Genomic DNA, 20172 nt, shown 5'->3' on the forward strand with positions numbered 1-20172 from the left:
GGTTAATAATTTGCCTATCGATGGGGTTTTATTTGTCAGGTTATTTGTTTTTTCTAATATTCAAATACCGTGTCTTGCCAAGCGCCATTTGGGTGCCGATAATCGTGTCGAAACCCAATCACGATGGTAAGTCAGACTAGCCTGTGAGTTTCTGATTTATCCTGGGACTGAAGTTATGCCTAAAGTTATGGGATATGCCATGAGAAATTCCTCGCTATTTTTTCTAAGTCTCACAGGTCAGGCCATAGTGCTGGGTCTGTTGTTGATGCATGCGTCATTAAGCGAAACTTCCAGGCTATCCCTGCTCGAACATAAAACGGCATTGGTCAAAAATCTGCGGCTGACCGACTTATGTTTGTTCACCGAAGCCCGTTATACCCGGCATCTATCGCAGGCCGATTTGAACACCGCCTTCCAGGATCATCCATTGTCGCTGGAACATTTTCCGTCCGGGTCATTTACCCAGCCTAGCCTCGAAAATAAAGCCCCATGAATCCCTGGATTGAAAAACAACGCTATATCATCGATTTCACGATTTCGTCCCTGCTGCGGCGCAAGGTCAAGAATATCGGTTTGCTGACTCTGTATACCTTGATCGTATTCATCTTGGCATCGACCATGTTTTTTACCTATTCGATCAAGAAAGAGGCCAAAATGATTCTGCAAGGCTCGCCGGAAATCGTGGTGCAGAAAATCATCGCCGGCCGCCATGACTTGTTTCCGGTTGATCATATTGATCAGATCAAAGCCATACGCGGCGTCGCCGATGTCGAAGGTAGGCTGTGGGGCTATTATTACGACAGCCTGGTGCAGGCTAATTACACGGTGTTGACGCCATCGAAACCAGTCGATGAATCGGCTTCGCAAGCTCGCACCACCGTGGTGGTCGATCCCAACGATCCTCATGCCGCCGATGTCAATAAACCCCTGTACGATTACGACGGCACGGCACCGGAAGCCGGCGGCATCGTGATCGGCAATGGCGTGGCGAGGATGCGCGAGATTGGCGTCGGCGACTTCATGCCGTTCATGGCCTTCGACGGCCAGATCATGAACTTGAAAGTGGTCGGAACCTTGTCTTCCCAATCGGAATTGGTGTCGTCGGATTTGATCCTGGTCAACGGCGATGATTTCAGGAAATTATTTGGCATAGCTCCCACATTCGTTACCGACGTCATCGTCAGCGTGAAAAATCCCAGCGAAGTCAGCATGGTGGCTGGCAAGATCAAGAAAAAACTGCACGACTCTCGTCCCATCATCCGCGAGGAAATTCTCCGTACTTACGACTCAATCTTCAACTGGCGCGGCGGCATGATGATCGTGGTGTTCTCGGCGGCGGTGCTGGCCTTCGTCATTTTCGCCTGGGACAAGGCTTCCGGCTTGAGTGCCGGCGAACGGCGCGAGATCGGCATCCTGAAGGCGGTGGGCTGGGAGACGGCTGACGTAATTCAGATGAAATTCTGGGAAGGGGCGATGGTGTCGCTGACGGCGTTTTTCACCGGCGTAATTTTGGCCTACATCCATGTATTTTTCACCGGTTCGGCGGTATTCGAACCGGCATTGAAGGGCTGGTCGGCGCTGTATCCCAACTTCGCCCTGACGCCGTTCGTCAATGCCGAGCAACTGACCACCCTGTTTTTCCTGACCGTGGTGCCGTATACCGTCGCCACTATCGTCCCGACCTGGCGCGCGGCGACCATCGATCCCGACAGCGCGATGCGCCACACCGGAGAATAAGCATGATAGAACTGGTCAACGTCAGAAAAGTCTTCAATGCCGGCAACCCCAGCGAATTTTCCGCGATCAACAACGTCAGCCTGCATATCGCGGGAAACAAGGTGACGGTACTGAAAGGGCCGAGCGGCTCCGGCAAGACCACGTTGCTGAGTATCGTCGGCTGTATGAGCCGGCCCTCGGCGGGTCGGGTCAAGTTGAATGAACGGGAAATCACCAGTTTGCCGGAACGTTTTTTGACCGACATCCGCCGCACGACTTTCGGTTTCATCTTTCAGCAACCCAATCTGATCAAGGGTATTTCGGTGCTGGAGAATGTGATGTTGCCTGCCTATCCCTTGGGCGAGAAACGCGCCACGTTGAAAGTCAAGGCCATGAACGGCCTGGATAAACTCAATCTATCCAGCAAGGCGGCCTCGAAAGTGGAATGGTTATCCGGTGGCGAGGCGCAACGGGTGGCTATCGTTCGCGCCTTGATCAACGATCCGCAGATCATCATTGCCGACGAGCCGACCGCGCATCTGGATACCAAGCTGTCGTACCGCTTCATGGAAATCGTCGAACAATTCAAGGCTCAGGGCAAGACCGTAATTATCACCAGCCACGATCCGTTGGTCTACGATTCCAAGATAGTCGATGACGTGGTGAACCTGCGCGACGGCAAACTCGAGGACAAGCCGGCGTGATCCTGAATCCCACCGTCATCGCCAACTTGCTGGCATCGTATATCTCCAGCTTCATGCTGGTCTATGCGGCCTATTACGGCGCGCAAATCCTGAAGCACTGGAATATCGAAAGTGGCGACGAATTGCAGCTGATATTGGAGCGCAAGACCTATCTGATTTCGACCGTCCTCAGTTATGTGTTCGGTCTGCAATTATTGTCATTATTTTTGTACATCTTCACCGCCGATGCGCTATGTCCGTTATTCGTCGGCGCGATGTGCGCGGCCGGCACCTTGAATGTGAATGCCTTCGGCTATCCGACCCTGGAATTGAAAATTCTCAATTTCATCCTGGCCGGGCTTTGGCTGGTACTGAATCACGCCGATAATCAGGGCTACGACTACCCGCTGATCAAGAAAAAATACCTGCTGCTGGTTTTGGTCGCGCCATTCATCGTCATCGAAACCGTGCTGGAAAGCTTTTATTTCCTGGGGATGCGGGCCGACGTGATCACTTCCTGCTGCGGTAGTCTGTTCAGCAGCGAAAAGGCTGGCGGCTTGGGTTCGGAAATCGCCTCGTTGCCGGCAAGGCCGATACTGTGGACTTTTTATGTCCCGATGAGCGTCACCTTGATTTATGGGCTGTTCTTTTACCTCAAACGCATCGGCGCTTATTTTTATGCCGGTTTGAGTCTGTTGATGTTCATCGTCTCGATGTTGGCCATCGTCTCGGCGATTTCGTTGTACATCTACGAACTGCCGACTCATCACTGCCCGTTCTGCATCATCATGCAGGACTATCATTACATCGGCTATTTGCTGTATGTGCTGTTGTTCGGCGGAGTGGTGTCGGGCATGGGCGTGGGCGTATTGACGCCTTTTCGCGGGGTGGAAAGTCTAAAGCAGGTGTTGGATGGTTTCATCGGCAAGTTAGCGTTGGCATCCGTGCTGTTTTATGCGGCGTTTACCGCGCTGGTGACTTATGAAATCGTTAGCTCCAGTTTGGTGATCAGTTATGAAGTGGTCTATTAAGTTCGGGGGAACCATGAAAATAAAAATTCAGTTTGCCAGGATAGGTGCGGGCTTGTTGGTGCTATGGCTGTTTTTCGGTGCCGTCAATAGCCGTGCCGAAGAACAAAAAGTCGAAATCACCAAACAGGATCGCTGCCCGGTCTGCGGCATGTTCGTCTACAAATACCCTAAATGGGTCGCGCAAATCTATTTCAAGGACGGCAGCGCTTATTTCTACGACGGCGCCAAGGATATGTTCAAGCATATCTTTAATACCGAAAAATACACACCGGGCAAGACCGTGGAGATGATGACCGAGATACTGGTCACCGATTATTACGAAGTGGAACTGATAGATGCCAAATCGGCGTATTACGTGATTGGCTCCGACGTATTGGGGCCCATGGGGCATGAATTGTTGCCGTTCAAGGATCAGGACGCGGCGAAGGAGTTTCTGGAGGATCACAAGGGTAATTCCATTATCCGTTATCAGGATGTGACACCGACGATCATCGAATCCTTGGATAGACGTGGATGAGCACGGCGAAATTTCGGAATAGGCTCCGATTGATACTCCTGATTTTAATCGTATTAACCGGCTGTCATAAACGCAGTGGGCTGCAAATCGACGATCCAGTTCCGGTCGTTAGTTTGCAAGATTTTCACGGTCGGAGCCTTACCTTGCCGCAAGACTTGCAAGGCAAGACGATGTTGATCCGCTTCTGGTCACTGGAGTGCGGTTTTTGCGACAAGGAGGTTTTGCTCGGTTTGGAACAGCTCTATCAAAAGTATAAGGGTCGCGGCTTCGTGCCGGTGGCGGTCAATGTCAGCAAAATCGATCCCAACGACGAGCGCTTGCAACGTTTCGAGCACCTGACTTATCCGATGTTGGTGGACGAGCGGGGGCTAGTGGCGAAAAAGTTCGGCGTGATCGGTTTGCCGACCAGTTTTGTAATCGATAGTGAAGGTGTATTGAAGGGAAAAATTACCGGCGAAGCCGGGCTGGATGAATTTGAAAAGCTGTTTACGGCAGTCTTAAAATAAGGAGAAAGTGATGAAGACAAAAACAATGTTATGGATGGTATTGCTGTTTCAATTGTTGCTGATGCCGGCCTGGGTAGTGGCTGAAGAGCAGCAGATGAAGCCTGTCGTGGTAACTCCGCACGATAACGAGAAGCGGCCTAGCTGCCGGGTCTGCGGGATGTGGATAGACCAGTACATCAAGACCGCCGGTGTCATTACCTATAAGGACGACAGCAAGGAATATACCTGCGGCGTGGCTTGCTTGTTGCGCGAAGTCGAGGATGCCGGCGGCATCTCCGAATTGAAGTCGGCCAAGGTAACCGACTGGGTATCCGGTGAATTGGTCGATGCGGATGCCGCGACTTATGTGGTTGGCAGCAAGGTGATTCCCGACATGCTGCCCAACTATATCGCCTTTGCCAAACGTAGCGAAGCCGAAGAATTCGCAGCCAAAGAGGGCGGAGAAATCATGGAGTTTGGCGTTGCATTTCAAGACTCCTCGCCGGTCGGCACTACCGCGCCGTTTCGGATTCGGACCGCGGTAACGCCGGGAGCGGGCAACTTCAGCGTGGGCATGGTATATGGCTACACCGAGAAAAATAACGTCAAGAATGGTTCGAACGGTATTGATGCCAGCGAATTCATTCACAATAACAGGGGGCAAGCTCAGGCGCCTGGCGATGTTCAAATCCATTCGCAAGCGATTACCTTCAACTATTCGCCCACCGATAGCCTGGCGTTGTTCATGAATATTCCGATGGCTGAAAGAAGAACGCATACACTTACGCAAACAGCCCCCAATGTAGCGCAGCGCTTTAACGAGACGGTTGCCGATGAAAGCGGTATCGGCGATATTCAGTTAGAAGGCCGCTATAACTTCTGGCATAGCACCCGATACGATCAGTTTGCCAGTTTGCTGCTCGGTACCAGTTTGCCTACCGGCGATTTCGACGGCACACGAGCCTTCAATGCGCGTGTCGGACGAGATCTAGTTGCGAGGGGACCCGCGTTGCAATCAGGCAAGGAGGTTGCGACATTTACCGCCGGTTTGTTGTATTCGCAACGTTGGAAAGACATCTGGTTTCATGCCTCCGCGCTTCACACGGTCAATCCCGAAAATGATCAACAGTTCAAGTTCGGTGATGTCACCACCGGCGGCTTGGCCTTGCATTACACACCCAATTACGATTTGATGCTGGGCATTGAAATGGACGCCAGCTATACCCAGAAGAACCAGGATATGGGCTATAACGTCGGTAACAGCGGTGGTGTCGTCACCAATCTGGCATTCGTCGGCGATTATCGGTTTCTCAACGCCTTTGGCGGTAACTTCAAGTTGCGAGGTTCGGTGGGTCTGCCGATCTACGAAGACTTGAATTCACAACAGATAAACTATGTATCCAACGGGCCGCGGTCGCTGACACAAGTACAAGCTGGCGACGGTTTCTTCGCCAACTTAGCCGTTCAATGGACTTTCCGCGACGCGCCCGATTACCATAATCACTAACACCTATTCCGTGGGCCTGTTTGTCCGAGTCGGGCAAATCGGCGCAAATGCCGGTTAGTTGCAAATGTTTTCGCCAGCCATGGTGACTGAGGCGATTTATGGTAATAAATGTACCCAATCCAAGCAATTTACCGTTGACTGAGCGGAGTCGAAGTCAACCGTTCGCTTCGGCTACTTCGGCTTTGCTCCGCACAAGTCCGCTCAGCGAACGACACATATTTGATATTGGCAATGGGTACAAACTTTCTCAAAAATCACCTAAAGGAGACATCGTGAGAAGCCCGTTCGTCTCAAGGCCATGGCTATTAGTGGTATTCATGTTCGCGGTCAATCCGGCGCTGCTGTTAGCTGGCGAACAAACGCTGGAATCAGAGCAGGCTTTTGAATTGAGTGCCGACCTCAAGGATGCCGAGACGGTGCGCTTGTCTTGGAATATTGCCGATGGCTATTATCTGTATCGGCAAAAATTCAAATTCGTCTCGTTGACGCCCGGCCCAAGGCTCGGCGAACCGTTGTTCCCAGTAGGGCAAAGCAGACAGGACAAGTCTCTTGGTTTGGTGGAAGTCTACCGGGAAAGCCTGGAACTGGAACTCCCCATTCGGCCGCCGGCGGCTAAAGCGGAGCCTTTGAGTCTGGAAGTAACATTTCAGGGCTGCGCGGATGCCGGGTTTTGTTATATGCCGGTTAAAAAAGTCATCACGCTTGATCTGAGCGATTAACCCGAGCCGGCCTGAGCCTGGCGATGTTTTATTGATGGAGCAATATTTTGATACCGCTCGGTCAACAGCGCGGACCGAGCGGCATCTCGCCAGCAAGAGTTTATTTTTGATTAACTAGACCCAGTCCGAGTCGGATTCGCTATCGTCAAAAAAACTGTCGCTGTCATCGCTGGCCAAATAATTATGCTCTGAGGCGGGAAAATGATCGTCGCCGTAATAATTGTTGATGACGGTTTGGTCGGGTGTCTGTTCCGGTGTGTGTTCTGAATGTGCCTGTTGATCGGGGACCGGCTGATGATGGCCCATCAGGTTTTGAATGCCTTGAAATAAAAACGAGCCGGCTACCACGCCAGCCGCCGTGGTGGCAACATTGCCCAGAAAACTGGAGCCAAAGCCGGCCGCACCTGGTGTTTGGGGTGCGGCCCGTGAAAATCCCGGATTCATTGCTCCCGAGGCTGCGGCAGGCATTTGGTAATTGGAGGCGCCCGGTACTGGTTGGGCGTTGGCTGGTGTTTGCGCCCAGGGATCGCCGTTCAGAAAACTATTGCCACTGGAAGCCGTGTTTGTTTGTTGTAGCTGATTTTGCAATTCAGCAATTTTGGCTTGAGCAGTCGCCAGGGCCTGGTTCTGTAGTAAACAGCGTTGCACCAACAAATAGGCTGCATCCGGCTGGCGGGCAATGGCCTCTCGAATCAGGTTTTCCGCTTCGTTGTTTTTGCCGGTTAATTTGACCTCGACCAATTGGCTTAAAAATTGATTCAGTTGTTCGCGTTCTTGTATGTTCATATTCATCTCTCCAGTCGGTTCGGGTATGCGCGGGGGGCGATCAAGGATTCAATTGCTGTTTGTCCAGTATGGTGCCGTTGTCCTTGATTGCCACTTTCCAGTTTTTCCCCGCGCTGGCCAAATAAATTTCGTATTCTTCGCCGACGCTGTTGGGGTTGACGATCAGTTCGGCTCTTTGCAGCTCGTAATTGGGAAATTCCTGTTTTAGGCTGGCGATGACCGGTGGAGTGATCTCGCTAAGATCTTCGATCTTGATTTCGTTGGTGAATAGATGGCCCTTGGCGGTAAATAACTCCAGAATTTCTTGGCCGGTTTCGTCCTTAAAACTGACTTCCAGCAATTTTTGCCCAAAATGAGTTTCCTGGGTCGCCAGCATGTCCTGTGCTTTGGGGTGCCTTTTTAGAATGTTGCTGCTGACTTTTTCCGGAATGCTGACGGATGGGCCTGGCTCCGCATTGACAGCCAATGCCAGAGACAAAGCGAAAAAGCCGAGTGATGAAGCAAAAAGTTGAAGCATGGTTTCCTCATTGAGTTGAAAAAAGATCGCTGGAACCGGTTTGATGTCAAGAAACAGGTTTTGTTCGCCGTGGTTCAACGAACCCGTCTAAATTATGCCATGAGCTGTGCCGTTCTTGATGGCCAATTTGGAGAGGTCAGCCTCGAAAGTCAGAATTCTCCGGCATTTACCTAGCGGTTTTAACCAAAAAAAATTATGTGGGCCATTGCAAATTTGTTCTTCACTTAAACTCTAAATAAAGGCTATTATTTGTTGAAAGTTTTGGTGATTATTTGCCAACTATTTAACCAATCGCAGCAAAGCTGATCCTGTTGAATCAACCCACAAAAGACCATGAATCGACTGATCCTAAGAGTGTCCCTGTTACCCGTGATTTTGCTGCTGTTAAATGCTTGTGGCGGCAATAGCTCGGTCGTCAAGCGCGATAATAAAACCACGGTGTACAGAGCTAACGCACAGAAACAGCCTATCCAGTCCGTTCAGCCTCGACAGACTTATCAACCGGCAACCTATTCCGGGATTTTTCCGAAACCCGCCGCGCTGGAGCCGGCGGTCGACTTTTGGCGTAAAACCTATGCGGTCTGGCAGCGCTCGGAAGTGGCATTTCACGACGATCGCTATATGGATGTGGTTTACGAGGTGATGAGGTTTCCCGGCTATGTGGCCGAGGGGCTGACTAGCGAGCAAAAGCAGATCATGAATGAGCGGCGGGAGTTTTGGAAATCGCGACTGGCTGCCTTGGAATCCAAATTACGCTACAACGCCGCCTTGAATGCCGACGATAGGCAATTGATTGCCAAGCTGGAAAGCAACGGCCATTCGTTGAACAGTATCTTACCGGGTGCCAGCGATCGGGTCCGATCTCAACGGGGAACGCGCGAACGATTCAAGCGAGGCTTGGAAATCAGTGGCCGTTATAATTTGCAATTTAGACAAATCTTCCGTGATGCCGGATTGCCGGAGGAATTGGCTTATCTGCCGCATGTGGAATCTTCGTTTCAGCCCGCGGCCAGATCGTCGGCCGGTGCGGTAGGGATGTGGCAGTTCACCAAGGCTGCGGCGCAAACCTTTATGCCCGGCAACGATAGAGTCGATCAGCGCCTGGACCCTATTGCTTCGGCCAATGGCGCGGCCCGCTATCTGAGTTATGCCTATGCCAAGCTAGGCGATTGGCCGGCGGCATTGACCTCCTATAATCATGGGGTAGGTGGTATGAAACGGGCGCAAAATCAAATGGGTAGGGACTTTGTCCAAATTGTCGAACAATATGACGGGCCGGCATTCGGTTTTGCCTCTCGTAATTACTATGCGCAATTTTTGGCCGCGCGCGAGATCGCGGCAAATCCGGAACCCTTTTTCCGCGAAGGTATCTTGTACGAGTCTCCGCTAAGTCCTGGACAGTATCTGGCCGCGGAATAAACCGTAAGTCAGGTTAGTTCCTGTCTGTATGAAGTGTGTCCCCTTAAAATGGCGGCGTCAGCCGCCGTGCATCATTTGCTTGCTGCTTGGTGTAATCGCCATCGGTGCGGTTATCGCCTTGCAAATATCGGGCAGTTTACAAGGCTTTGAATTGCGGGCTTTCGACCAGTATTTGTTGCATCGCCCCACTGTAGCCATCGATGACCGTATTGTTTTAATCGACGAAACCGAAGCCGATATCAGGCGCCATGGTCATCCCTTGCCGGATCAGGTTTTGGCGGATGCCTTGTTGGCGTTGGAAAAGGCCGGTGCCAGGGTTATCGGTGTCGACAAATACCGTGATGTCGCGGTCGAGCCGGGCACCGAGGCTTTGAATGCCGTATTGCAGCAACACAACAATATCGTCTGGATTTTTTTTGCCGGTAATTCGACCGAAGAATATATCCCGGCACCCTCGGTATTGCTGAACAATCCGGAACGGGCCGGATTTAACGACATCATCGAAGACCCTGACGGCGTGTCGCGTCGTGGGCTGTTGTTTCTGGATCTCGACGGCAACAGCTACTACGCGTTTCCATTATTATTGACTCTGCATTATCTGGCTCACGAAAACATCGGTGCTCAAAGCGATTCCGACGGCTATCTCAGCCTGAACGGTGTCAGTCTTCCCCGCATCGATGCGGATTTTGGCGCCTACAGCGGGATTGATGCCGCCGGTTATCAGATTATGCTGGATTTTCCGGGATTGCAGCAGCCCTTCAAAATTTTTAGCCTTTCCGATTTGCTGGATGGAAAGATCCCGGTAGACGTTTTGCGGGATAAGCTGGTACTGCTGGGCAGCACCTCGCCCAGTTTGCATGATTACCGGTTGTTGCCGAATGAATTCAGGGGCTTCGGGATCGACTACCATGCCTATTTTAGTAGCCAGCTACTGAATTCGGCCTTGAATCGGAAACAACCCTTACGTGCTTGGCCGAATGCCATCGAGTATGTTTGGCTGGGTTTATGGTGTCTGGTAGGCGTGTTTACCGGCTTGCGCCGTGGCGGTTTACGCCGCTTGATGCTGTTGATCGTAGCCGAACTGTTACTGCTATTGATCTGTAGCCAGTTGTTATTCAATCAGGGCTGGTGGTTACCCTTGGTGATGCCGCTGCTAGGCTGGGCCGCGGCCCTGGGGGCCAGTGTGCTGTTCTTTTTTACCCGAGAGCGGGCCGAACGCCGACAACTGATGCAGTTATTTGCCAGTCATGTGTCGCCGGAAGTGGCGAATCGGCTTTGGGAAGTGCGTGACCAATTTTTCAGCGAAGGCGGGGTGCGTCCCGATACCTTGACGGCGACCGTGTTGTTTACCGATTTGTCGAATTTCACCACGGTGGCCGAATCGATGGAACCGCTGGTATTGATGAGCTGGCTCAATCAATACATGGATGAAATGAGCCGTATCGTCATTGATCATGGCGGCATCATTAACAAATATATCGGCGATGCGATCATGGCGGTGTTCGGCGTGCCGGTTAAACGTGAAACGGAAACCGATATTGCCATTGATGCCCGGCATGCGGTTCAATGCGCACTGGATTTCAATTTTAGATTGCGAGAACTGAACCAGCAATGGCAGGCGCAAGGGCTACCCACTATTACCATGCGTACCGGAATTCAAACCGGGCCATTGGTTGCCGGTAGTTTCGGCGGGGCGCTTAGGATGGAGTACACTGTGATAGGTGATACAGTAAATACTGCTTCGCGCCTCGAAAGCTTTGATAAAACTGTTGCCACGCCTGATTCGGATCATCCTTGTAGGATTTTGATTGGCGAAACAACTTACAAATATGTTTATCATAGCTGTAAGGCCTTAATGGTCGGAGAATGTCAGCTGAAGGGTAAAAATAAACAATTAAAAATTTATCGGGTTATCCCGCCCGGGATGTAAGAACAACTGTTTAACCGGAGTCTTGCAATGCACAAAAAAATCATGCCTTTACTTGTTTTAGCCAGCTTAACCCCTAACTGGGCCAATGCCGAAGGCTTATTATTATACAAGCCGCCGCAAACTGGCGCGCCGGCCGCCCGAATCGGTGGCGGTACGCGGGGGCTGAGCTTGTCCGTGGCCAATATTCAGGTGCTGGCGCCTCAGCAGATGGCTTTAACCGGCGAGGCCCAGCCGGTCTTATACTGGTATGCATCCGAAGCCAGTCAACAATGGATTGAAATTACCTTGCTGAAGGACGGCACCGATCAACCTGTTTTGCAAAAACAATTACCGCCTATCGCCAGCGCCGGGTTACAAAGCTTTTCCTTGGCCGACCATGATGTGTCACTGGAAGCCGGACAGGATTATCATTGGTCGGTTGCGCTGATTAATGATGTTGAAAACCTCAAGCAAGAGACCTCCAAGGCCGGGCTGCGTTATCAAATGCCGCCATCCAAGTTGAACAGTGCGGAAAAGTTAGCCGAGGCCGGTTATTGGTACGATGCATTGCAACAGTTGGTTGAAAGTCGCTCGCCCCGGGCCAATGAGTTGTTGTCGCAAATCGGTTTGTCGGTATCGCTTTGGTAATCATTGTGCGCAATCTATTTTTGCGACTGGCGGGAAATAAGTGACTCGATCCGAGAAATTGACCAATATCGCTGGGATTTAACCTTACAAATACAGCCTGTTATGAGTGATCGTGGAATTATCCAACAAATAGACAAGCTGATCGATATTGGTATTGCTTTATCGAACGAGCGGGATAAGGAAATTCTGCTGGAGAAAATTCTGCTTTCCGCAAAAGCCATCGCCGGGGCGGATGGCGGCAGTTTGTACCGGATCGAAGGTAGTGATATTTGCGCGGCCATCATTCATTCCGATGGCCTCAAAATTCACTTGGGTGGTTGTTCGGGAATGCCGGTGAAGATGGCGAAAGTACCGCTGTATCTTGATAACGGCGCGATCAATTTAAGCCATGTAGTCAGCTATGCCTACCATAGTCAACGCGCGGTCAATATCCCGGACGTTTATGATCCCAATGATGATTTCGACTTTTCGGGGCCAAGGGAATTTGATCAGACTTATCACTATCGGACCAAATCATTATTGACTATCCCGCTAAAAAATCACAAAGACGATGTGATCGGCGTCTTGCAACTGATCAATGCGATGGACTCGGAAACCGGCCAGGTGATCGAGTTCGACGACATCTCGCAGAAAATGACCACCGCAATGGCTTCGCAGGCGGCCATTGTGTTGACGCAACAACAATTGATCGGCGATCTGGAAAAATTATTTCAATCGCTGGTCAAATTGGTCGCTACCGCCATCGATCAAAAATCGCCGTATACCGGGGCTCATTCACGCCGGGTGCCGGTGATTACGATGCTGTTGGCGGAAGCCGTGCATGAAATCGATCATGGCTGTTTCAAGGATTTTTGCTTGAGCGATGCCGATCGTTACGAACTTGAAATCGCTTCCTGGCTGCATGATTGCGGAAAAATCACCACGCCTGAATTTGTGATGGATAAGGCGACCAAGTTGGAAACCATCTTCGATCGTATCGAATTGGTCGAAACCCGCTTCGAGATAGTCAAGCGGGATTTGGAAATCGAAAAGTTGAAGCGGCAAGTCGCCGCAATCGAAAACGGAGTGGCTTTGGACGAGGAGGTCGAACGGCATTTTCAACGGCAAATCGCCCAACTCGAGGACGATCTGGCCTTTATCAGGCGCGTGAATATCGGAGCGGAATTCATGTCCGAACAGGATCAGGCGCGGATCAAGGCCTTAAGCAGTCAAGTTTGTAGGTTTGGCCAGCAGGATAGGCCGTTGCTGTCGGATGACGAAGCCTATAACCTGAGTATTTCGCGCGGAACACTCACTCAAGAAGAACGGCAAGTGATCAATCATCATATTGTCGCCACCATTGAGATGTTAAAAACCATCGATTTTCCCAAGCATTTGAAAAATGTGCCGGAATTTGCCGGCGGTCATCATGAAAGAATGGATGGCAAGGGCTACCCAAACGGCCTGCGTCGAGAACAAATGTCGGTACAAGCCCGGATAATGGGGATTGCCGATATTTTCGAAGCCTTGATGGATTCCGATCGGCCTTATAAAAAAGGCAAAAAATTGTCCGAAGCCCTATCCATCTTAAAAAACATGAAGGAAAACGGCCATATCGATCCTGATCTATATGATGTGTTCATGGAGAAAAAGGTTTATAAAGCCTATGCCGACAATTATGTCCCGGCCGAACAGATTGATGTGGATTAAGCGTGTAAGTCGGCAATCAGCTTCTGATGTAACGGCTGTCATGGATGTTGGTTCAGATAGGTTTGCAAAATCATCGGCCAAATGTCGATCCAACAACAGGCGTGTTCATATTCCGGTTGGGCAAGATATAAGGCGTTCTGTTGGGTTAGGCTGAAGGACTCGATGATTTTGGCCGGTACATTGTCGTCTTTAAGCCCGGCCAGATGAATTTGACGTACGCTGGCCGGAATATGCGCATCATTGATCGGATTTAAAGAGCCGGCGGGTTGCAGGTAGCCATGATAATCGCTCCAAGCTTTAACGTTCAGATTGGCGGCGATGGTTACCACGGCCGAGGTGTTTTTGATGCGCGTGGCCAGTAAGGTGGCCAACGTGCCTCCGCCGCTGAAACCGATCAGCACCAGTTTTTTGACTTTTTTGGTCGACAACCAATTCTCAAGCGCCGTTTGCATGCTGCTTACTACTTCGGCCGAATAGCGATGCGAAGTCCATAAGGAATTGTTGCATGAGTGCGACAAACTGATTTCGTAGTAGCAAGGTCTGCCTAATAGAATGGAGGCCGCCGGATCCGTTGCCATCAATTCCAAAATCAGTGGATTCCTGGGGGTCGGATCGTCGGCGACGCCGGTTCGGGTCCAAGGAGTGCCGTCTCCATCCAGATATACGTGTAATTCTTCGATGGCATCGGCATGGTGGGCTTGGTTATTGCTGAACAATCGATGTCTATGATCCATGCCATCGACCAACTGGTTGCCGAATCCCATTCGGGTTGCCGTGGTGATGAATTTTTCCGAGGGTGTAGCGCATCCTTGGAGTAATAAGACCAGGCCAAGGCATAGGGCTGAAGGCAAATTGACTAGGGTAAAAAAATCATTCATTTTTGAAAATTGTACTAGAATAACAACAGTTGTTGTTTTGTAGGTGTCTGGATACGGGATTGTTTCCAGGTTGCCATAAATAACATGAATTGAGCGGCCAGCGTTTCAATCGATTTTGTTAATTTTTATTTAGGTGATTTTATGGCAAGTTATAAACAAATGCGGTTACTGTTTTCCGCGGGGGTTCTAAGTGGAATGGCTCTCAACGCCGCCCATGCTTCGGGTGTGGAAGACATTATTTCGGATCAGCGCGCAAGACAGATTTCCCGTCAAATCAGTGATAACATCGCTCGGCGGGTAACGAGCGATATCGACGCCACCTTTACCGGGCCTTTAACCGAAAAAGCCAAGGGAGCCTCGGCGGATCGTAATTCTCTGTTACCCGACTCTTTGTGGTCGTCCTTTTCATGGTCAAGAATTAGCGATGACGCGGACCTTGGTAGTTCATTTGACGTCGACATCTACCAAACCACGACCGGCATCGACAAGAATATCGGCAATTTTTATTTCGGTACTACTTTGACTTATGCGGGGACCGTCAGCGAGATTGCTCCGGGTGACCCTTTTGAAATCGATGGTTCGGTTCATTCGGTAGGTATGACACCTTATGCCGCTTATGTGATTAACAAAAATGTGTTTTTGTCGGCCATGTCCGGTTATACCTATTCAAATAGCAACTCTAAGGGAGCTTTCGAGATTCCGGAATCTGAATCCGATGCTTACCAAACCGAGATTGATTTGAACGGTCTGCATGTGATCGATCAATGGTTCATGAAAGGTAAAATCGGTACCCGGTACCAACATACCCATACTAAAACCGATCCATTCTTCCCTGGCGGCGATGTTGCACGCATCAATGGAGACAGCTGGACCTATTTGGTGGACTCCGAAATAGGCTATGCTTTCAACAATGGCATAAAAGCCTTCACTGGCGTGTTATTCGAGTATAACAACCCATCGAAAGATCAAGGATTGGCCGATGGCGTTTTCTATTACAGCGCGGGAATGGATTATTCGGTCACCAAAAAACTGAATTTGGGTGCAAAAGTTCAGACCGATTTGTCGAATGAGGATATCGATTTGACTACCGTGGCGTTGACCGCCCGGTTGGCATTAGACTAAACATTAAATTGGTCCGCACTCCTGTTGGATGATAGGCGTGCGGCCACTTGTTTGTTTCTTTCTAGCTCAAGAGCATAAATCAAGGAACGCAAAGGTCTTTCGTAATCTGGGAGAAATTTTGTAGTTGTAAAAACGTTACTGGAGCTTTTTTAGTGAGCCTCGTGAGTGGTGATTTCAAAAATCGCTAAACGTTTTTTTGTATTGGAGTCAGCACTTAAATACAACCAGTAATTTCAACAAATATATAACGGTAATTTTATGATTAGCAGAAAACATATCCATTTATCGTTGCCTTTGTGGATTGTAGGTTTGGCTACAAGCAATATTGCAAACGCAGCTCCTTTTTTCACCTGCCCTAGTGGAGACATCATAGACCTTGCAGTCACTACTTCCGCATCCTGTCCTACTATAACTCCCACTGCCACGTCTACCCCGACTTCTTCGCATGCCGAGAACGAACAGCGTATCGTTTCTGACCAACAAACCCGGCAAGTATTCAGGCAAATCAGCAGTTACATCAATAGCCGAATCGAAAGAGATATTAATCCGGAGTTTTTCGGTCCTTCGATGGCGGTAACTAGAGGGGCTTCGGCGGACGGCAATTCCTTATTACCCGACTCATTATGGTCTGCTTTTTCCTGGTCTCGGCTTAGTAACGATGTCAAGGCTAATGGCGATTTTGATGCCAATATCTATCAAACCACCACGGGCGTGGATAAAAAATTCGGGAATTTTTATATAGGCACAACGTTGAACTATGCCGGTACCAGTGTCGATATTAACCCAAACACGGTTGGCGGCATGGTGGGATCTAACCATAACGTGGGTTTGACACCTTACGCGGCTTATATCATCAATAAAAATTTCTTTGTTTCCGCCTTGACGGGTTACATGTATTCAAACAGCAGCTACAGAGGCGCGGCGCCAGGGTCAGAGATGGATGCCTATCAATCCGAGGTCGATCTGAATGGGTTGCACGTTATCGACCAATGGTTCATGAAAGGTAAGGCCGGCGCTCGGTATATTCATTCGCATACGAAAACCGACCCAGTCATTGCCGGCGGGGAGATCGTAAGGGATAATCAGGATAGCTGGACCTATTTAGCCGAGGTTGAAGGCGGCTATGCTTTCAAGAACGGCCTAAGAGCGTTTACCGGTGTGCTGTACGAATATAACGATTCTTCGGAACAAAATCTGAATGGTGTGATTAATGTCGCGGGGAAGAGCACCTTTTATTACAGTGCCGGGGCCGATTATTCGGTCAGCAACAAACTCAGTCTGGGTGCAAAAGTCCAGACCGATTTGAATAATCATTACGTTGATTTGACCACGGTGACCCTGACTGCGCGTTTATGGTTTGACTAGGTTTCCATTATTTCTGTTTATGACAAGCCCCCGGCTCCATAAGGAACGGGGGTTTTTGTTTTAGGGGGTATCATGAAAATGCATGTTGCAAAAACAAGCTTTATCGTTATTTTGCCTTTGTTATCGGAACTGGCATACGCGCAAGCCATAGATGGCTTTATAGCCGATCAAATCCAGAACCAAGTTTCACGCCAAATCAGTTCCGGAATTTCCAAGAATCTGAACGAAAACTTGCTGATTCCGATGCTCAAGATTCGCAACGAGTCCGGAGAGGTCAAGGACTTTAGCCTGAGTAGCGACGAGCGTTACTACAATCTGCTGCATCAGGATGGCACGGTTCGGGTTTGGGATTCCAAACAAGGCGTGCAAAGACCGACCATACAGCCGGCGGGAAGGCGGTTTAGCAAGGTCGTTTCCAGTTCGGCCGCCGGCATCGTCTGTGTCGGTGGCGAGGATGGTAGGGTCAATGTTTTCGACATTCCGACCGCTAAACCGGTCACTGAATTAGCAGGCGTTTCCGGCGAGGCCGTCGTGGCGATGTCGGTATCCAAGGCCGAGAATAAACTGGCTGCGGCCTTTGCCGACGGCACTATTGTGGTATGGGATTTAAACGGTTATCAAAATGTTGCCAAATTGAATACCCGGCATGAAAACGAGCTGACGCGGATTGCCTTTACCGATTCCGATAAATCTTTGTTGATCGCGGGCGAGGGCGGTTTTTCCGAAGTCTGGGATTTGGACCAAGCTCGGAAAAAATCTTCTCTGCCCAAGCAGTCCGGCGATCCCTTGGGGGCCTGGGAAAGCAATTCCGGTGATCTGATCAATGTGGATAGCGACGGTAATCTGCAGTGGCTTGAACAACCTGGAGGGCAGGTTCGGCTTAATAAAAAAATAGACGCTGGAGACGATTTGGTTTCCGTTGCGGTTAGTTTTAATGCCAATTTACTGGCGCTGTCGACCAATGCCAATCAAATCAAATTATTCAATCTCAACGGCTTAACCCTAGCCAAGCAAATTGCAACTCCAGAATCTATTTCGCATCTGCAATTCATCAATCAAGGCAAGCAGTTAGTGGGCGCGGATCAGAAAGGCGTTCTGCACGTTTGGGATAGCGGCATGGCTACCGAGCTGTTGAAATTGATCTCGACCGATAGTGGCTGGACCGTGGTCGATAATGCCGGACGGTTTGACAGTTCCGAAGCGGGAATGCCAAATGTATCCTGGGTGGCGGCGGACAAGGATATCCCCATCGATAACTTTTCCGGAAACTATTACGAGCCGGGTTTGTTGGCGACCCATTTGACTAAGGACGCCTTTATCAACCAACCGCCGCGTAAAGTGCAGGAGGGTATCACGCTTCCGCCGGATGTCAGTTTGACTCTGCCTGCTAGCGGGGCGGCGGGTGACGAAATCGAAGTGTCTTTCCTGATGCTGGACGCCGGAGGCGGGTTAGGCGATCACCGTTTGTACCATAATGGTAAAATCGTCGACAAAAGCCTGTTGGAGGATAGCAGCGACAGTGAAGTCAACGGCAAGGCCCAGCGTAAAGTCAGTTATAACGTCGTACTTACGGCCGGAGCCAACACCTTCAAAGTGGTCGCCGCCAATATGATGGGGATAGACAGCCAACCCCAGCAACAAATTGTGCAGGTCGGCGGTGCCGATACGCCGGCTAAATTGCACGTGCTGACGGTCGGTATCGACAAGTATTCCGACAGCAAGCTGAATCTGGCCTACAGCGTGGCGGATGCCAAGGCGATTGAGTCGACCTTGAACGCAAACAGTAAAGTGGTGTTTCGCGATGTGGTTATGCATGATTTATTGGATCAAAATGCCACCAAAAGCTCGATTACCGACAAGTTGACCGAAATAGCGGCGGATTCGCAGAATGATGTGTTGGTCGTTTATCTGGCCGGACATGGGATTGCGATGAAAGGTGAGTGGTATTTTCTGCCCCACGAAACCCGGTTGCCGATCAGCGAGCAGTACATCAGCAATGTCGGTGTTTCGGCTAAGCAGATTCAGGCTTTACTGGCTAAAATACCAGTTCAGAAAGTGCTGGTGATGATCGATTCCTGTTATTCCGGGGCGGGCTTGAGTGCATTGCAAAACCTGCAAAATACCCAGCGCCATTTCAGTCGGGCGTTGAGTAAAACGGTCGGAGTCGTGGTATTGACCGCTACCCGTCAAGATCAGGAAGCAATGGAATTGACCGAACTGGGGCATGGTTTGTTCACTTATGTAACCAATAATGGTATGCAGGGCGCGGCCGACACGTCTCCTCGCGATCAAAAAATCAGCGCGCATGAGCTGGTGACATATTCGACGGCGACCATTCCGACCTTTTCCAAAAAGTATTCGGCCGCATCGCAAGAGCCATCCTCGTTTACCATTGGCGACGACTTTGTTTTATTGAAACAATAATTGAACGCTAGGTTTGGTTTCGGGGGTATTGTCATAATGTAATGGGTTGATCCGGCTACCGGCTGGGACCGGATATATCAAACACTAGCTCTTAAGCACTATGGGTTGATTTCATCTTTTTTTGGGAGGTTATTATGGGTTTTCAACAACGAAACAGTTTGTTTATAGTGCCGTTGCTATTGCTTCTGTCGAATGCGCAAGCACAACAACATGAAGAAAACTTCGGCAAGAGTACGCCGAGTCAGGAACAAATCATCGACTTGTTTAAATCCGGCGAGGCTGACTCGGAAGTAACGCCGGGGGTTAAAACTCGCGGCCTGAATATCATCGACAGCGGCAAATCGAAACCGAAACATAAACCGGTTACGCCGGCGATGGAAGAAAAAGCCATTTCGATGGAAATTCTGTTTGATTACAATTCGGCAACCTTGACCGCCGAGGCTAAGCAGCAGTTGGGACCGGTTGGGATGGCCTTGGCCTCCGACGATTTAAAAGGCTTGAATTTCAGAATCGAGGGCCATACCGATGCCATCGGCAGCGATCAGTATAATATCGACTTATCTCGCCAGCGCGCGGAAGCGGTCAAGCAGTTTTTGACCGAGCAATATGGACTGGCCGGTGTTTCGATTGAGATTGTCGGTAAAGGCAAAAATGATCTGGCCGACAAGGACAATCCGACCAGCGAAGCCAACCGGCGGGTCCGAATCGTTCGGTTGGGCAAATGAATGTAACTTGCGCCCGACCCAAGTGGGTTGTA

The 20172-nt window shown here is 50.1% G+C and carries 19 protein-coding genes; 16 read left to right on the forward strand and 3 right to left on the reverse strand.

The genetic code is table 11. The features are described 5' to 3' along the window. Nucleotides 1-199: 199 nt before the first annotated feature. From IVG45_RS01515 to IVG45_RS01550, 8 genes are all read left to right on the forward strand, one after another. Entirely contained in the window at nt 200-493 is a 294-nt protein-coding gene (locus tag IVG45_RS01515; protein WP_196436139.1) for a hypothetical protein, read from the forward strand. Next, nucleotides 490-1737, forward strand: a complete 1248-nt coding sequence (locus IVG45_RS01520) for an ABC transporter permease (protein WP_196436140.1) — start codon at nt 490-492, stop codon at nt 1735-1737. The genes IVG45_RS01515 and IVG45_RS01520 overlap by 4 nt, the downstream gene beginning before the upstream one ends. A gap of 2 nt (nt 1738-1739) precedes the next feature. Beyond that, entirely contained in the window at nt 1740-2420 is a 681-nt protein-coding gene (locus tag IVG45_RS01525) for an ABC transporter ATP-binding protein (protein WP_196436141.1), read from the forward strand. Then, nucleotides 2417-3430: a hypothetical protein gene (locus IVG45_RS01530; protein ID WP_196436142.1), complete on the forward strand. Its 1014-nt coding sequence runs from the start codon at nt 2417-2419 to the stop codon at nt 3428-3430. The genes IVG45_RS01525 and IVG45_RS01530 overlap by 4 nt, the downstream gene beginning before the upstream one ends. A 13-nt stretch (nt 3431-3443) precedes the next feature. Further along, nucleotides 3444-3947, forward strand: a complete 504-nt coding sequence (locus IVG45_RS01535; protein ID WP_196436143.1) for a nitrous oxide reductase accessory protein NosL — start codon at nt 3444-3446, stop codon at nt 3945-3947. A gap of 29 nt (nt 3948-3976) precedes the next feature. Next, on the forward strand, nt 3977-4453 hold the full coding sequence (locus tag IVG45_RS01540) for a peroxiredoxin family protein (RefSeq protein WP_196436144.1): 477 nt from the start codon (nt 3977-3979) through the stop codon (nt 4451-4453). Between the two features lie 10 nt (nt 4454-4463). Then, nucleotides 4464-5939 carry a nitrous oxide reductase accessory protein NosL gene (locus tag IVG45_RS01545; protein WP_196436145.1) on the forward strand — a complete coding sequence of 492 codons (1476 nt, stop codon included), beginning with the start codon at nt 4464-4466 and terminating at the stop codon, nt 5937-5939. 272 nt (nt 5940-6211) lie between these two features. Next, a complete protein-coding gene (locus IVG45_RS01550) occupies nt 6212-6658 on the forward strand; it encodes a protein-disulfide reductase DsbD domain-containing protein (RefSeq protein ID WP_196436146.1) in 447 nt (148 codons plus the stop codon). Nucleotides 6659-6772: 114 nt separating this feature from the next. Here IVG45_RS01550 and IVG45_RS01555 read toward each other — a convergent pair whose 3' ends face one another. After that, nucleotides 6773-7444 carry a DUF2076 domain-containing protein gene (locus IVG45_RS01555; RefSeq protein WP_196436147.1) on the reverse strand — a complete coding sequence of 224 codons (672 nt, stop codon included), beginning with the start codon at nt 7442-7444 and terminating at the stop codon, nt 6773-6775. Nucleotides 7445-7484: 40 nt separating this feature from the next. Further along, entirely contained in the window at nt 7485-7961 is a 477-nt protein-coding gene (locus IVG45_RS01560; RefSeq protein ID WP_196436148.1) for a hypothetical protein, read from the reverse strand. A 333-nt stretch (nt 7962-8294) separates the two neighbouring features. Here IVG45_RS01560 and IVG45_RS01565 point away from each other — a divergent pair, with 333 nt between their 5' ends. From IVG45_RS01565 to IVG45_RS01580, 4 genes are all read left to right on the forward strand, one after another. Continuing rightward, the gene (locus IVG45_RS01565; protein WP_196436149.1) at nt 8295-9380 is read left to right on the forward strand and encodes a lytic transglycosylase domain-containing protein; all 1086 of its coding nucleotides are present in this window, start codon (nt 8295-8297) and stop codon (nt 9378-9380) included. 79 nt (nt 9381-9459) lie between these two features. Further along, a complete protein-coding gene (locus IVG45_RS01570; protein ID WP_196436150.1) occupies nt 9460-11310 on the forward strand; it encodes a CHASE2 domain-containing protein in 1851 nt (616 codons plus the stop codon). A gap of 27 nt (nt 11311-11337) precedes the next feature. Continuing rightward, on the forward strand, nt 11338-11937 hold the full coding sequence (locus tag IVG45_RS01575; protein ID WP_196436151.1) for a DUF928 domain-containing protein: 600 nt from the start codon (nt 11338-11340) through the stop codon (nt 11935-11937). Between the two features lie 102 nt (nt 11938-12039). After that, on the forward strand, nt 12040-13626 hold the full coding sequence (locus IVG45_RS01580; protein ID WP_196436152.1) for an HD family phosphohydrolase: 1587 nt from the start codon (nt 12040-12042) through the stop codon (nt 13624-13626). A 38-nt stretch (nt 13627-13664) separates the two neighbouring features. Here IVG45_RS01580 and IVG45_RS01585 read toward each other — a convergent pair whose 3' ends face one another. Continuing rightward, on the reverse strand, nt 13665-14504 hold the full coding sequence (locus tag IVG45_RS01585; protein WP_196436153.1) for a dienelactone hydrolase family protein: 840 nt from the start codon (nt 14502-14504) through the stop codon (nt 13665-13667). Between the two features lie 141 nt (nt 14505-14645). On the opposite strand from IVG45_RS01585, the gene IVG45_RS01590 reads away from it, so the two are divergent. The 4 genes from IVG45_RS01590 (at nt 14646) to IVG45_RS01605 (ending at nt 20140) form a co-directional block, all read left to right on the forward strand. Then, nucleotides 14646-15626 carry an autotransporter domain-containing protein gene (locus IVG45_RS01590; RefSeq protein WP_196436154.1) on the forward strand — a complete coding sequence of 327 codons (981 nt, stop codon included), beginning with the start codon at nt 14646-14648 and terminating at the stop codon, nt 15624-15626. Nucleotides 15627-15884: 258 nt separating this feature from the next. Next, complete coding sequence (locus IVG45_RS01595; protein ID WP_196436155.1) at nt 15885-16991, forward strand: autotransporter outer membrane beta-barrel domain-containing protein; 1107 nt, start codon at nt 15885-15887, stop codon at nt 16989-16991. 72 nt (nt 16992-17063) lie between these two features. Further along, nucleotides 17064-19415, forward strand: coding sequence for a caspase family protein (locus IVG45_RS01600; RefSeq protein ID WP_196436156.1), 2352 nt, complete (start codon nt 17064-17066; stop codon nt 19413-19415). A 134-nt stretch (nt 19416-19549) separates the two neighbouring features. Continuing rightward, nucleotides 19550-20140, forward strand: a complete 591-nt coding sequence (locus IVG45_RS01605; protein ID WP_196436157.1) for an OmpA family protein — start codon at nt 19550-19552, stop codon at nt 20138-20140. Nucleotides 20141-20172: the final 32 nt, after the last annotated feature.

It is taken from the genome of Methylomonas sp. LL1 (genome assembly GCF_015711015.1).
Classification (GTDB): Bacteria; Pseudomonadota; Gammaproteobacteria; order Methylococcales; family Methylomonadaceae; genus Methylomonas.

Bases quoted from the DNA above. Each gene is read 5' to 3' on its own strand.
- IVG45_RS01565 (WP_196436149.1), top strand. From the start codon at position 8,295: ATGAATCGACTGATCCTAAGAGTGTCCCTGTTACCCGTGATTTTGCTG.
- IVG45_RS01595 (WP_196436155.1), top strand. From the start codon at position 15,885: ATGATTAGCAGAAAACATATCCATTTATCGTTGCCTTTGTGGATTGTA.
- IVG45_RS01600 (WP_196436156.1), top strand. From the start codon at position 17,064: ATGAAAATGCATGTTGCAAAAACAAGCTTTATCGTTATTTTGCCTTTG.
- IVG45_RS01515 (WP_196436139.1), top strand. From the start codon at position 200: ATGAGAAATTCCTCGCTATTTTTTCTAAGTCTCACAGGTCAGGCCATA.
- IVG45_RS01560 (WP_196436148.1), bottom strand. From the start codon at position 7,961: ATGCTTCAACTTTTTGCTTCATCACTCGGCTTTTTCGCTTTGTCTCTG.
- IVG45_RS01520 (WP_196436140.1), top strand. From the start codon at position 490: ATGAATCCCTGGATTGAAAAACAACGCTATATCATCGATTTCACGATT.
- IVG45_RS01580 (WP_196436152.1), top strand. From the start codon at position 12,040: ATGAGTGATCGTGGAATTATCCAACAAATAGACAAGCTGATCGATATT.
- IVG45_RS01605 (WP_196436157.1), top strand. From the start codon at position 19,550: ATGGGTTTTCAACAACGAAACAGTTTGTTTATAGTGCCGTTGCTATTG.
- IVG45_RS01525 (WP_196436141.1), top strand. From the start codon at position 1,740: ATGATAGAACTGGTCAACGTCAGAAAAGTCTTCAATGCCGGCAACCCC.
- IVG45_RS01555 (WP_196436147.1), bottom strand. From the start codon at position 7,444: ATGAACATACAAGAACGCGAACAACTGAATCAATTTTTAAGCCAATTG.
- IVG45_RS01585 (WP_196436153.1), bottom strand. From the start codon at position 14,504: ATGAATGATTTTTTTACCCTAGTCAATTTGCCTTCAGCCCTATGCCTT.
- IVG45_RS01545 (WP_196436145.1), top strand. From the start codon at position 4,464: ATGAAGACAAAAACAATGTTATGGATGGTATTGCTGTTTCAATTGTTG.
- IVG45_RS01535 (WP_196436143.1), top strand. From the start codon at position 3,444: ATGAAAATAAAAATTCAGTTTGCCAGGATAGGTGCGGGCTTGTTGGTG.
- IVG45_RS01575 (WP_196436151.1), top strand. From the start codon at position 11,338: ATGCACAAAAAAATCATGCCTTTACTTGTTTTAGCCAGCTTAACCCCT.
- IVG45_RS01590 (WP_196436154.1), top strand. From the start codon at position 14,646: ATGGCAAGTTATAAACAAATGCGGTTACTGTTTTCCGCGGGGGTTCTA.